Origin of the sequence: Streptomyces sp. PsTaAH-124 (assembly GCF_000373685.1) — a bacterium.
GTDB classification, from domain to species: domain Bacteria; phylum Actinomycetota; class Actinomycetes; order Streptomycetales; family Streptomycetaceae; genus Streptomyces; species Streptomyces andamanensis.
Window position 1 is genome coordinate 108,462 of the sequence record NZ_KB892191.1, and the last position, 13,115, is coordinate 121,576.

13 protein-coding genes are annotated in these 13,115 nt (G+C 73.6%); 8 read left to right on the forward strand and 5 right to left on the reverse strand.

Annotated elements, in window-relative coordinates; all coding sequences use genetic code 11:
• Positions 1 to 18: 18 nt before the first annotated feature.
• Positions 19 to 456, reverse strand: a complete 438-nt coding sequence (locus tag B086_RS0128085) for a universal stress protein (RefSeq protein WP_018569764.1) — start codon at positions 454 to 456, stop codon at positions 19 to 21.
• 194 nt (positions 457 to 650) lie between these two features.
• On the opposite strand from B086_RS0128085, the gene B086_RS0128090 reads away from it, so the two are divergent.
• On the forward strand, positions 651 to 1,700 hold the full coding sequence (locus B086_RS0128090; RefSeq protein WP_018569765.1) for an aldo/keto reductase: 1,050 nt from the start codon (positions 651 to 653) through the stop codon (positions 1,698 to 1,700).
• 67 nt (positions 1,701 to 1,767) lie between these two features.
• Here the strand turns inward: B086_RS0128090 and B086_RS0128095 are convergent, their stop codons facing one another.
• Both B086_RS0128095 and B086_RS0128100 read right to left on the reverse strand, forming a co-directional pair.
• On the reverse strand, positions 1,768 to 2,484 hold the full coding sequence (locus tag B086_RS0128095) for an SDR family oxidoreductase (protein ID WP_018569766.1): 717 nt from the start codon (positions 2,482 to 2,484) through the stop codon (positions 1,768 to 1,770).
• A 159-nt stretch (positions 2,485 to 2,643) separates the two neighbouring features.
• Entirely contained in the window at positions 2,644 to 4,179 is a 1,536-nt protein-coding gene (locus B086_RS0128100) for a ricin-type beta-trefoil lectin domain protein (protein WP_018569767.1), read from the reverse strand.
• 160 nt (positions 4,180 to 4,339) lie between these two features.
• Between B086_RS0128100 and B086_RS0128105 the strand changes: the two genes are divergently transcribed.
• A complete protein-coding gene (locus B086_RS0128105; RefSeq protein ID WP_026252842.1) occupies positions 4,340 to 4,735 on the forward strand; it encodes a thioesterase family protein in 396 nt (131 codons plus the stop codon).
• Between the two features lie 75 nt (positions 4,736 to 4,810).
• Here B086_RS0128105 and B086_RS0128110 read toward each other — a convergent pair whose 3' ends face one another.
• Both B086_RS0128110 and B086_RS0128115 read right to left on the reverse strand, forming a co-directional pair.
• Complete coding sequence (locus tag B086_RS0128110) at positions 4,811 to 5,194, reverse strand: NUDIX hydrolase (RefSeq protein ID WP_018569769.1); 384 nt, start codon at positions 5,192 to 5,194, stop codon at positions 4,811 to 4,813.
• A gap of 115 nt (positions 5,195 to 5,309) precedes the next feature.
• Positions 5,310 to 6,068 (reverse strand): DeoR/GlpR family DNA-binding transcription regulator, encoded by a 759-nt coding sequence (locus tag B086_RS0128115; RefSeq protein ID WP_026252843.1) that lies wholly within the window; start codon positions 6,066 to 6,068, stop codon positions 5,310 to 5,312.
• Between the two features lie 238 nt (positions 6,069 to 6,306).
• Here B086_RS0128115 and B086_RS0128120 point away from each other — a divergent pair, with 238 nt between their 5' ends.
• From B086_RS0128120 to B086_RS0128145, 6 genes are all read left to right on the forward strand, one after another.
• Complete coding sequence (locus B086_RS0128120) at positions 6,307 to 7,125, forward strand: endo alpha-1,4 polygalactosaminidase (RefSeq protein WP_026252844.1); 819 nt, start codon at positions 6,307 to 6,309, stop codon at positions 7,123 to 7,125.
• Between the two features lie 258 nt (positions 7,126 to 7,383).
• Positions 7,384 to 8,718: an ABC transporter substrate-binding protein gene (locus tag B086_RS0128125; RefSeq protein ID WP_018569772.1), complete on the forward strand. Its 1,335-nt coding sequence runs from the start codon at positions 7,384 to 7,386 to the stop codon at positions 8,716 to 8,718.
• Between the two features lie 10 nt (positions 8,719 to 8,728).
• The gene (locus tag B086_RS0128130) at positions 8,729 to 9,805 is read left to right on the forward strand and encodes a carbohydrate ABC transporter permease (RefSeq protein ID WP_018569773.1); all 1,077 of its coding nucleotides are present in this window, start codon (positions 8,729 to 8,731) and stop codon (positions 9,803 to 9,805) included.
• The gene (locus tag B086_RS0128135; RefSeq protein ID WP_018569774.1) at positions 9,802 to 10,704 is read left to right on the forward strand and encodes a carbohydrate ABC transporter permease; all 903 of its coding nucleotides are present in this window, start codon (positions 9,802 to 9,804) and stop codon (positions 10,702 to 10,704) included. The genes B086_RS0128130 and B086_RS0128135 overlap by 4 nt, the downstream gene beginning before the upstream one ends.
• 64 nt (positions 10,705 to 10,768) lie before the next feature.
• Positions 10,769 to 11,737: a carbohydrate kinase family protein gene (locus B086_RS0128140; RefSeq protein ID WP_018569775.1), complete on the forward strand. Its 969-nt coding sequence runs from the start codon at positions 10,769 to 10,771 to the stop codon at positions 11,735 to 11,737.
• Entirely contained in the window at positions 11,737 to 13,083 is a 1,347-nt protein-coding gene (locus tag B086_RS0128145; RefSeq protein ID WP_018569776.1) for an alpha-glucosidase/alpha-galactosidase, read from the forward strand. The genes B086_RS0128140 and B086_RS0128145 overlap by 1 nt, the downstream gene beginning before the upstream one ends.
• Positions 13,084 to 13,115: the final 32 nt, after the last annotated feature.

The following is a 13,115-nucleotide window of genomic DNA, read 5'->3' on the forward strand; positions in this document are numbered from 1 at the left end:
GCCGCCACGGCGTGGACCTCAGGCTCCGGTGCCGGGGCCCTCCTCCGGGGCCAGCAGGACGGCTGTGCGGCCGGTGTGCGCGACGGCGTCGCTGACCCGGGGGCTGAAGATGCCTTCGAGGAAGCCCCGGTGGTGCGGGCTGAGGACCACCAGGTCGGCGCCGAAGTCCTCGGCGGCGGCGGAGATGGTGGTGGCGATCTCGGTGGTGAGGCCGCTCGCGACGGTGCCCTCGGCCTCGACACCCGCATCGCGCAGCGCGGTGACGGCCTCGTCGACGAGGGCCTCGGCCTCCGCGTCGCCCTCCAGCGGGACGACGACGGCGAGCGTCGCCGCGGTGGGCGCGACGTGCAGCACGCCGACCCGGGCGCCGGTCAGCCGCGCCATGTCACCTGCCAGTCGTACGGCCGAGTGGCGGGCGGGGCTCGAGTCGACGGCGACGAGTACGCGGTGGAACATGTGCTTCCCTCTTCCGTTCGGATCCTGCCCGGCCGCACCGGGCGGTGCGGTCGAACACCGGTATGAACACCGGCCGGTGGTGATCTGTTCCGGGCGGCCCCGCGAGCGCGGCCGGACGACGACGCTTGCCCTGGAGCGGACTCCAACTCGTAGGGTCGCGCCGACATCTGAGGACGGCTCGCGAGGAGACACACATGCACCACCGCGTTCTGGGCGGTACCGGCATCGAGGTCAGCCCCTACTGCCTCGGCACCATGATGTTCGGCTCCGTGGGCAACGCCGACCACGACGACTGCGCCCGGATCATCCATGCCGCGCTCGACGAGGGCATCGACTTCGTCGACACCGCCGACATGTACTCGGCCGGGGAGTCGGAGATCATCGTCGGCAAGGCGCTGAAGGGACGGCGCGACGACGTGGTGCTCGCCACCAAGGTGCACTTCCCGATGGGGGACGGCCCCCACAGCGGCGGGAACTCCCGGCGCTGGATCGTCCGCGCGGTCGAGGACAGTCTGCGGCGCCTGGGCACCGACTGGATCGACCTCTACCAGGTGCACCGGCCCGACCACCGCACCGACGTCGAGGAGACCCTCTCCGTCCTCACCGATCTCGTGCGCCAGGGCAGGATACGGGCGTTCGGCTGCTCCACGTTCCCCGCGGAGCAGATCGTCGAGGCGCACCATGTGGCCGAACGGCGCGGTCTGCACCGGTTCAGGACCGAGCAGCCGCCGTACTCGCTGCTGGCCCGGGGCGTCGAACGGCATGTGCTGCCGGTGACCGAGCGTCTGGGCATGGGCGTGCTGACCTGGAGCCCGCTGGCGTCGGGGTTCCTGACCGGCCGCCACCGCAAGGGCCGGGACACCGATCTGAGCACGGGACGCCCCGCCCTGCACCCGGGCCGCTTCGACCCGTCGGCGCCGACCACCCTCGCCAAGCTGGAGGCGGTCGAGCAACTGGTGGCCCTGGCTGAGGAGATGGGCTGCACGCTGCCGGAACTGGCCGTGGCCTTCCCACTGGCGCATCCCGCGGTCACGTCCGTGATCATCGGCCCGCGCACCATGGAGCAGTTGCGCGCCACCCTGAAGGGCCGGTCCGTGGTCCTGGACGACGCCGCGCTCGACCGGATCGACGCGATCGTGCCGCCCGGGACCGACCTCTACCCGCCGGACGGTGTCTGGGCCCCGCCGGCGCTGACGAGCCCCGCGCTGCGGCGCCGTCCGGCCGGTTCGCGCTCCGCGGTCTGAGGGACGCGGCCGTCCCTGCCCCGGCCCCCGGGGCCGCGCCGCGCCCGGCGGCGGTACGGCGCGCGGGTCAGCGACCCGCGATGCTGCCGCCCCCGTCCACGCCCAGCGTCTGGCCGGTGATGTAGCCCGCGTCCTCGCCGAGCAGGAACGCGACGGCCGCGGCGACCTCGTCGGGGCGGCCGAGGCGGCCCGCGGGCACGGAGCGCAGCACCCGTTCCTCCTCCTCGCTCCCGGCCGGGTGCGAGGCGCGGAACAGATCCGTCTCCACCGGTCCCGGGGCGACGGAGTTCACGGTGATCCCGTCGGCGGCCAGCTCCAGCGCCCAGGTGCGGGTCAGGCCGTCCAGCGCGCTCTTGGCCGCCGTGTAGCCGCTGCGGTGGCGCGCGCCGAGCACCGAGCGGCTGGTCACGTTGACGACGCGGCCCCAGCCGCGCCGCCGCATGCCCTCGACGCACGCCTGGGTGACCTGCACGGCGGTGCGGACGTTCAGGTCGAGGACGGTGCGCAGCGTGTCGAGCCGGACCTCACCCAGCGGTTCGGGCAGCGCGACGCCGACGTTGTTCACGACGGCGTCCACCGGATGCTCGGCGGTGACGGTCTCCAGCACCCGCGCGGTCTCCTCCTCGTCGGCGAGGTCGCAGCGGTACAGCGCGCCGGGGAAGCCGCCCGCGCCCGCGGACCGGGCGATCCCGAGCACCCGGTGCCCCTGCCCGGCGAGGCGGCGGCCGGTGGCGAGCCCGATCCCGCGCGACGCTCCGGTGATCAGTACGGTCCTCGCGGGCATGGTGCCGGGCCCCTTCCGCTCGTCGACGGCTCGGGCCCGATGATGCCACCACCGCGGCCGTCCTGCCGCCGGGACCGGCGCGATCCGGTCGACGCGCGGGACCGGACCGCGCCGCGCCCCCGGACCCGGCACCGTGCCGGGTCCGGGGCGGGTCGCTGTCTAGGCGGTGAAGCGCTGTTCGGCCGAGCCGTCGCAGTTCTGAAGGCGCAGCGGCTCACGGGGTGCCGCGTGGGCCAGGCACAGGCCGGTCGCGGCCGCCGGGCGGATCGTGTCGCCGTCGCGCACGAACTTCTGGTTGGCGGAGCCCGAGCAGTTCCAGACGATCAGCGCGGCGCCCGCCTGGTACCGGGCGCCGGGGACGTCCAGGCAGCGGTCCTGGGTGAGCGCGGTGTGGAAGGTCCGGCCCGCGGGGTCGTACCACCAGTCCTGGTTGCGGGTCCCGGCGCAGTCCCAGCCGAGCACCGCGGTCCCGTTCGCGCTCTGGGAGGCGGAGACGTCCATGCAGCCGCCGGTTCCCCGGTTCTTCACCGGCGCGTACACGTCGTCCCAGGCGTACGGGTAGAGGGCGGGCGTGCCTGCGGAGTCGACGTCGGCGCAGGACGCCTCGCGCAGCCCGGAGTCGTAGAACCGGGTGAGGCAGGAGGCGAAGGCGGCGTGGCCGCGCGCGTTGGGGTGGAAGGACTGCCGCACCGAGTTGGCGTCCGGCAGGCCGGGCTTGGACAGGTCGATGTAGAGACCGCGGGCCCAGGTGTTCTCCGTGCACACCTCGTGGCCGTGGAAGAGGCGCGAGGCGTCCAGGTAGAGCGCGCCGGTGTCCGTGGCCGCCCTGCGGATGCCGCGTTCGAAGGCGGGCACGGCGACGTTGCGGCCCCAGGCGGTGTCGGAGTCGTAGCCGAGGCCGCCGCAGGCGAGCTTGCCGGGGAAGGCGGGGTTGTCGCGGAAGTCCGGGCCGATGGGGCTCGGGTAGCTCATCACGACCAGCTTGTAGTCGCCGTCGGCGTAACCGGCGTCGCGCATCACCGACTTCAGGTCGCGCACGGTCTGCTCGACCTTGGGGACCAGGGCGTCGACGCGGGACTGCCAGGACGGCGCGTACTTGGGCTCGCAGGGGCCCTGGGAGAGCAGATAGCGCTCGACGCAGTCGGTCATGACGGGGCCGAACTGGAGGTCGTCGTTGGCCCCGGCCACGAGGAGCACCATCTTGACCCGGGTGGTGCGCGCCTTGACCGCCAGGTTGTCGCTCTGCACGAGTTCGTCGGCGTACTGCTTGCTGCCGCCGATCTTGATGTTGCCCGTGTAGGCGCCGGAACAGGCCGCGTTGAAGGTGACGTCGGCGGGGATGCCGGTGCGGTGGACGGCGGCGTCGGGTGAGCGGTGGCACCAGTTGTCGGGGCCGTTGGTGGGTGGTTCGTAGGTGCCGACGCCCTCGCCGGAGATCTCGCTGTCGCCGAGGGAGATCAGTGAGGTCTTGCGGGCGGCGGGCGGGCGTTCGGCGGGGTCGCCGTAGAGCGCGGTGGCCTCCGCCGCCCGGACCGCCTCCAGTTCGGGCGGGAGTGCGGTGACGGCTGCCGCCTGCTGCTGGGTGGTGCCCGTGTCGGCCGCGACGGCGGGGACGGCGTTCGGCGCCGTGCCGAGCAGTGCGGCGGTCGCGACGGCGGCGAGGGTCCACCGGAGTCTGCGCCTGGTGCGTCTCATGAGGCCTCCTGGCAGAGTGGGGTTACCCACGGTTCTTACTGGCCGGTAAGAGTTTTGGGAATACCCGGGACCCGAACTCGCCGGATCCTGCCGGAGGTTGACGCGCCGCCCGGACCCGTCCCGGGTGGGCGCACGCAGGGACAGGCCCTAATGTGAGGGGATGCGACATGAGGTGACCGACGCCGACACGGCGGTATCCCTGGGCAGCGGTGATGTGCCCGTGCTCGCCACTCCGCGGCTGATCGCCTGGCTGGAGGCGGCGACGGTGCGGGCCGCCGCGCCGTTCACCGGACCGGGGCGGACGACCGTGGGCACGGAGATCCGGGTGCGGCATCTGCGGGCCACGCGGGTGGGCGGCCGGGTGGAGGTGACCGCCGGGGCGCCCGCCGCCGAGGGGCGGCGGCTCACCTTCCGGGTCAGCGCCGTGGACGGTGCCGGGGACCTCGTGGCGGACGGTGAGATCGACCGGGTCCTCGTCGACCGGGAGCGATTCCTCGCCTCGGCGCCCGCGGCGCGTCCGGAAGGGACAGTGGACTCGGAGGGCCCGGAGGGCTGAGACGCCCGGCCGCCGCCCGCTCCCGCGGTCCGGCCGGACGGCCGCCGCACCCGGGCCACGGCCCCGCGCCGCCCGTCATACGGGCGTGTGGCCCGCCAGATAGTCCCGTACCGCGCCGGGGAGCGCGCCCCGCGCCGCCTCCGCCACCGGCACCCAGCGGATCTGCTCCGGCGCGAGCCGCGCCCCGGACGAGGGGTCCGCGGTCAGCAACTGGCACACCACGGCCTCGGGCGCCGCCTCGCCCTCGCCGGCGTCCTGCGGACCCAGCTCCGAGGAGCCGTCGACCAGATAGCCAGTGGTCTCGTGGACGACCCGGGCGGCGGTGGCCCGCGACGTCTCGGCCGGCTCCGGGGTGCCCGAGGGCAGCCGCCAGCCGCCCCGCTCGTCCACCAGCAGCAGGCGTCCGTCGTGGACGACGACCGCCTGCACCGCGCCCCGGGGGGTCTGCTCCGACGTCATGGTCCCGCCTTCCCGTAGTCCCTGCGCCCCGTACGGGCAGGAGGATCCGAGGACGGGCCGCCCCGTCCTCGGATCCTCCTGCCCACTGCGCGGCCCTCCTACCCGGCCGGACGTCTCACACCACGGTGACCGCCACGCCGGTGGCGTCGATCCGGGCGAGCGCGTCGGCGGGCGCCGACCGGTCGGTGACCAGGTGGTCGATGTCCGTCAGGGAACAGATCCGGGCGAAGGTGGCCCGGCCGATCTTGGTGTGGTCGGCGACCACCACGGTCCGGTCGCCGCTGGCGGCGAAGGCGCGGTCCGTCGCCGCCTCCAGTTGGTCGTGGGTGGTGCAGCCGTGGGTGGCGCTGATCCCGTCCACGCCCAGGAAGGTGATGTCGGTGTGGTGGTCGGCGAGGGTCTTCTCGGCGATGGGCCCGACCAGCTCGTAGCTCTCGGTGCGGGCGTAGCCGCCGACGACGACGAGGGTGACGTCGTGGTGCGGCACCAGCTCGGCGGCGATGTTGACCGCGTTGGTGACGATGGTGACGGCGCCCCGGGCGGCCAGCACCCGGGCGATCTCGGTGACGGTGGTGCCGCCGGTCATGCCGACGACCGCGCCCTCGGGGACCAGCTCGGCGGCGGCCCGTGCGATGGCCTGCTTCTCCGCCCGGCGGTGCTCGGTGCGGTGGCGCACCGGGAGTTCGGGACCCGTGCCGCCCGCCATCGCCCCGCCGTGCGTGCGGCGCAGCAGGTTCAGCCGGCTCAGATGTTGCAGGTCACGCCGGACGGTGGCGCCGGAGACGTCCAGCAATCGGGACAACTCGGTGACGTCGACGGCACCACGCGCGGAGACATGCTCAAGTATGCGCGCATGACGCTCAGTTCTCAGCATGAAGTGAGCATAGACCGCGCATCGCGGGCGGCAAGATGCGCAGCTCCGATCTGTTGACATGACGAAAATTGCTCGCTTTACTCCTTCCAACGCTGGAGTTGAGCACCCGGCGTCAGAGGTACGCCCAGCCGGTAGCGCGGTGCGCTCACCGCAAGTCCGGACAAAGTCGCCAGGATCCGTCCACCGGGACGCGAGGTCCGAGGCGGGGACGTACCCTCGCATCTTCTGGAGCTCCAGGATGTCCCTCTTCTCTAGGACCGGGTCCCGTCGGCGAGCCGCCGCCGCGGCGACCGTGGCGGCAGCCGTCGTCTGTCCCCTCACCGCCTGCGCCTCGGCCAGCGCGGCCGTCCAGAATGTGACCCCTCCCCCGGCGCACGCCGGCTTCGACTACCAGATCGGCACGGCCTACGCCCCGCCCGCCGGGGTCAAGGTGGTGACCCGCGACCACCAGGCGTCCCCCGCGCCCGGCCTCTACAACATCTGCTACGTCAACGCCTTCCAGGCCCAGCCCGGCGCCGAGGCCGAGTGGGGCGACCTGCTGCTGCGCGACGCCTCCGGCAAGGTCGTGTACGACAAGAACTGGGGGGAGGCCATGCTCGACATCCGCACCGACGCCAAGCGCAAGCAGATCGCGGCCAAGGTCGGCTCCTGGGTCGACTCGTGCGCGGCCAAGGGCTTCCAGGCGGTCGAGCCCGACAACCTCGACACCTTCGACCGCACGAAGCTGATCAGCCGGGACAACGCGGAGACGTTCGTCCGGCTGCTCGCCGACCACGCCCACGCCAAGGGCCTCGCGATCGCCCAGAAGAACGCCTCCGCGCTCTCCGGCGACCGGGCGCGCACCGGCCTCGACTTCGCCGTCGCCGAGGAGTGCGGCCGGTGGGACGAGTGCGGTGACTACGTCGACGGCTACGGCGACCATGTCATCGTCATCGAGTACGAGGCCAAGGGCCTGAAGAAGGCCTGCGCCGCCTACGGCGACCGGCTCAGCATCGTGCTGCGCGACCTGGACGTCACGGCTCCCGGGAGCAGCGGCTACGTCCGCAGGACCTGCTGAGGCGGCACCGCCCGCCCGCCGCGCGCGCATCCGTTCGTGTGCGAACGCGTCCGGATGCGTCGCGCGGGCCCGTGGACACCTGCCCGCGCCACCGGATGCCGACAGTTGTCACCGGACGCCCTTCGCCGCACCGGCGCCCTGGCACCCTCGTGTCCCGCGCCGCCGTCCCACCCCTCCCCACTCCCACCTTCCTCCGGCCTGCCGTGCCGGAACGTTCCTCCGCGTGGCGTCCGCGTCGCGCGGCCTCTGGGGGCTCACATGGTTGCAGCACATCGTCCGCCGGGCACCGGCCCCGGACGCCGTACGTTCCTGCGGCGGGGCACGGCGCTGGCCCTCGGCGCCGCCGCGACGGCCGCGCTCCCCGGCTGCGCCGCCGGGACCTCCGACGGCGTCGGCGCGGACGGCCGGGTCACCGTCGAACTGTGGCACGGCCAGACGGACACCGGCCGCGCGGCGATCGAGAAGCTGGTCGCGGAGTTCAACCGCACCCACCCCGGCATCCGGGTCGACGCGGGCGGCGGCGTGCTGGCCGACGCCATGCTCCAGAAGATCACCGCCGCCCTCGCGGCCGGCTCGTTCCCGGACGTCGCCTATGTCTTCGGTTCCGACCTGGCCAGTGTCGCCCGCAGCCCGTCCGTGGTGGACCTCACCGAGACGCTCGGCTCCGGGCCGACGCCCTGGAGCGACTTCTGGGCACCGGCCCGTACCGCCGTCACCCTCAACGGGCACGTACGGGCCGCGCCCGCCCTGCTCGACTCCCTCGCCGTCGTCTGCAACAAGAAGCTCTTCCGCGACGCCGGTCTGCCGCTGCCGCGCCCCGGCTGGACCTGGGAGCAGTTCACGGACACCGCGGCCCGCCTCACCGACCGGCGGCGCGGGGTCTTCGGCACCGGCTGGCCCGGCGTCGGCGACGAGGACACCGTGTGGCGGCTGTGGCCGATGGTGTGGGACCTGGGCGGCGACGTCATCGCCCCGGACGGACGGCACATCGGGTTCGAGGACGTCGGCGAGAAGGCCCTGGGCACCGTGGCCGCCCTCGCCGGGGACCGGAGCGTCTACGTCGACCCGAAGCCCGGCAGCGAGCAGATGTACCAGGTCTTCGCCTCGGGCCGGATGGGCATGGTCGTCACCGGGCCGTGGCAGCTGCCGGACATCCGCCAGGCGGGCATCGACCACCATGTGGTGCCGCTGCCCAGCTACAGCGGCCGGCCGGTGACCATCTCGGGCCCCGACACCTGGACCGTGTTCGACAACGGCCCCGCCCGGACCAGCGCCGCCCGCACCTTCGTGAGCTGGCTGACCCAGCCCGCCCAGGACGTCCGCTGGGACGTCAGGGCCGGCAGTCTGCCGCTGAGCCGGAGCACCCAGGCCCTGTCCGCGTGGCGCGAGCAGGAGGCGCGGACCGAGGGGCTGCGGGTGTTCACCCAGGCGCTGACCTCGGCCCGGGTACGCCCCGTCCACCCGGCCTACCCGCAGGTCTCCCAGGCGCTCGGCCAGGCGATCGCCGCGGTGCTCATCGGCCGCAGCACCCCCGCCGAGGCGCTGCGCGACTGCGCCCGCGAGGCCAACGCCGCACTGCTCATCCCGCGTTGAGAGGACCACCATGCCCCGCCTGCCCTCCCCCCTCACCCTCGCGGACCGCGGCCCCCGCAAGAGCCGTACGCCCGGCCACGGCGACGGCGATCCGCACGGCGCGGCGCCCGGCCCCGCGCCGCACGCCGGTTCCGCACGCCGCCGGGCCGCCCGGGAGACGGCCACCGCCTGGGGCTTCGTCTCCCCCGCGGTGCTGGTGATCCTCGGGCTGAGCGTGGTGCCCGTGGCGTGGTCGCTGCTGCTGTCCTTCCAGGCCGACGACCTGGTCACCCCCAGCCGCTGGGTCGGCCTGGACAACTACCGGGCGCTCGCCCAGGACCCGCACTTCAGCCAGGCCGTCCGCAACACCCTGCTGTACACGCTGCTGTACGTCCCGCTGAGCATCGGCCTCGGACTGTTCCTCGCGCTGGCGCTCAACCAGCGGCTGCGCTTCGTGGCGCTGTACCGCACCCTCTTCTTCGTGCCGTTCGTGGTCTCGGCGACGGCCCAGGGCGTCCTGTTCTCCTTCATCCTGGACCCCGAGTTCGGCGCGGCCAACTCCGTGCTGCACAAGATCGGCGTCTCCCCGCAGGGCTTCCTCACCGATCCCGGGCAGGCGCTGCCCGCGCTCGTCGCGATCTCCCTGTGGAGCGGCACCGGCTTCTGCGTGGTGGTCCTGCTCGCCGCGCTCCAGGACGTACCGCCCTCGCTGGTCGAGGCGGCGCGGCTGGACGGCGCGGGCCGCCGCCACATCCTGCGCCATGTGACGCTGCCCGCGCTCACGCCGGTCCTGGTCTTCCTGCTGCTGTGGCAGACCATCAACGCGCTCCAGGTCTTCGACCTGGTGTACGTGACGACCAAGGGCGGCCCGCTCGGTTCCACCACGGTCATCGTCTACTTCATCTGGGAGCAGGCGTTCAAGAACTTCACCGCCGGGTACGGCGCGGCCGCGGCCTACGCCCTCGCCCTGGTCCTGCTGGTGCTGGCGGCCGTACCGCGGGTGAGCCGCGCCGTGCGCCGCCGGACGCACCGCGGGCCCGCCCGCCTCAAGGACACCGGCCGCCAGGCCCGTACCGGCGGCACCGGTCTCGAAGGAGCCGCACGATGACGGTCACCTCCCCCTCCCCCACGGCCCTGTCCTCCGCCGCCGGAGCCGGCGACGGCACGGACGGCGGTCCCGGACGGCCCCGCAGGCGCCGGCCGTTCAGCCCCTGGCATCTGCTCCTGGCCCCGCTCGCCCTGGTGTTCGCCGTGCCGCTGATCTGGCTGGTGCTCAGCTCCTTCATGAGCGACGCGCAGATCAACCGGTTCCCGCCCGCGCTGTGGCCCTCGCGCATCGACCTCGGCGGCTACCGGTACGTGCTGGGCAACGCCATGTTCCCGCGCTGGTTCCTCAACTCGCTGATCGTGTCGCTGGTCGCGGTGGCGTCCAATCTGGTGCTGGGCGCGCTGGCCGGGTACGCGTTCGCCCGGATGCGGTTCGCCGGGTCGCGGCTGCTGCTGGGGCTGATGCTGGCCACCATGGCGATCCCGTTCCAGCTGACCATGATCCCGACCTTCCTGGTCATGAAGCGGCTCGGGCTCATCGACACGCTGGGCGCGCTGATCGTGCCGTCGCTGGTCACGCCGTTCGCGGTGTTCCTGCTGCGCCAGTTCTTCCTCTCCCTGCCCCGGGAACTGGAGGAGGCGGCCTGGCTGGACGGCTGCTCCCGGCTGCGGGTGCTGTGGCGCATCGTGCTGCCGCTGTCCCGGCCGGCGCTGAGCACGGTGGCGGTGCTGACCTTCCTCACCACCTGGAACGACCTGAGCTGGCCGCTGATCGCCATCAACCACGACACGCAGTACACGCTCCAGCTGGGGCTGACCACGTTCCAGGGGCAGCACCACACCAAGTGGTCGGCGGTCATGGCGGGCAACGTCATCACCGTGCTCCCCGTGCTGCTCGCCTTCCTGCTCGCGCAGAAGTCCTTCATCCAGTCGATCACGTCGAGCGGCCTCAAGGGATGAACCCCGCGCACCGCCCGTACCGCGCCCACCGGGCGCACCCCGTCCGCACAGCAAGGAACCCCGCATGCCGTACGCCCACGACCTCCTCGTCCTGGGGGACGCCAACCCCGACATCGTCGTCGGCCCGCTCGACGCGCCGCTCGCCTTCGGACAGCGCGAACGGCTCGTCGACAGCGGGGCACTGACCCTCGGCGGCTCCGCCTCGATCATGGCGTGCGGGGCCGCGCGGCTCGGTCTGAAGGTGGCCTTCGCCGGGCGGGTCGGCGACGACGACGCGGGCCGCTACGTCCGCGCGGCGCTTCAGGACCGGGGCGTGGACACCTCCGCACTGCGCGTCGACCCGGACCTGCCCACCCCGCTCACCGTCGTGCTGACCCGGCCCGACGGCGACCGGGCCATCCTCACCGCGCCCGGCACGCTCCCGGCGACCGGGCCCGAGGACGTGCCCGAGGCCCTGCTCACCGGCAGCCGGCACGTGCACGCCGCGTCCTACTTCCTGCTGCCCCGCCTGGCCGCCGCGCTCCCGGAGCTGTTCGCCACCGCCCGCGCGCACGGCGCCACCACCTCCCTGGACACCAACGACGACCCGGCGGGCACCTGGGCGGCCGGCCGTCTCGCCGACGTCCTCGCCGCCACCGACCATCTGCTGCCCAACGCGCAGGAGGCGCGGGCGCTGGCCGTCGCCGCGGGCGCTACCGAGGACGTGCCCCTGGAGGAGGCCGCCGCCGTGCTGGCGGCCCACGGCCCGCGGGTGACCGTCAAGGACGGGGCGCGCGGCGCCCTCACCCACGACGGCCGCACCCCGCTGCGCACTCCCGCCGTCCCCGTGCACCCGCTGGACACCGTCGGCGCCGGGGACAGCTTCGACGCCGGATTCGTCGCCGCGCTGCTGCGCGGCCTGCCCCTCCCGCAGGCCCTGGAGATCGCCGCGGCCTGCGGCGCACTGTCCACCAGGGCCCATGGCGGTACGCCGGCCCAGCCCACCTGGGACGAGGCCGCGGCCGCCGTCACCCGCAACGGAAAGAACCAGTGATGACCACCCAGACCCCCCCTTCCGCTCCCTCCGGCACCCCCAAGGTCGCCTTCGTCGGCGCGGGCAGCGTCGTCTTCACCCAGGGACTCCTGGCCGACCTGCTGGCCTTCCCCGAGCTGCGCGGCGCGCACATCGCCCTGCACGACATCGACGCCGAACGGCTGGCCACCGCCCACGGGGCGGCCCGCTACATCGCCGACCGGCTCGCCCCGTCCGGGACCGTGCGCATCACCGCGCACGCCGAACGGCGCGCGGCCCTGGCCGACGCCGACTTCGTCATCAACATCGTCCAGGTCGGCATGCGCGAGGCCACCCGCACCGACTTCGAGGTCCCGGCCCGCTACGGGCTGCGCCAGACGATCGGCGACACCCTCGGCATCGGCGGCATCTTCCGGGCGCTGCGCACCTTCCCGCTGCTCAAGTCGCTCGGCGAGGACATCGCCGAGGTCTGCCCGGACGCCTGGCTGCTCAACTACACCAACCCCATGGCGATGAATGTCCAGTACCTGACCCGGGCGACGGGGCTCACCCGCGTGGTGGGCCTGTGCCACTCGGTGTACTGGACCGTCCACGACCTCGCCGAACTGCTCGGCGTCCCGCACGAGGAGGTCACCTACCGGGCCGCCGGTGTCAACCACCAGGCGTGGGTGCTGCGCCTGGAGCACCGGGGCACCGACCTCTACCCCCGGCTGGACGCGCTGATCGAGTCCGACCCCGAACTGCGGCGCCGGGTGCGGGTCGACATGTACCGGCGGCTGGGCTACTACCCGACCGAGACGAGCGAGCACTCCTCCGAGTACGTGCCCTGGTACCTGCACCACACCGACGAGATCGAGCGGCTGCGCCTCCCCGTCGGCGCCTATCTCGACATCGTGGACGAGAACATCGCCGCCTACGAGCACACCCGCGACGCCCTCGCCCAGGGCGAGCCGCTCACCGTCGAGGGCACCATGGAGTACGCCCCGCAGATCATCCACAGCATCACCACGGGCACCCCGCGCACGGTCTACGGCAACGTCCCCAACCACGGGCTGATCGACAACCTGCCCGCGGGCGGCACCGTGGAGGTGCCGTGCCTGGTGGACGCGCTGGGGGTGCAGCCGACCCGGGTCGGCGCGCTGCCCGCCCAGTGCGCCGCGCTCAACCGCTCCTACCTGAGCATGAACGACCTGGTCGTGCGGGCCGCGCTGGAGGACGACCCGCGCTCGATCCGCCAGGCGGCCATGGCCGACCCGGCGACGGCCGCCGCCCTGCCCGTGGAGCGCATCTGGGACCTGTGCGACGACATGGTCCGGGCCCACGGCGACCTGCTCCAGCCGTCGCTGCGCGCCACACTCGGCCACTGACGGATGCCGCACGGGCGCGCCCCGGTCGGCGG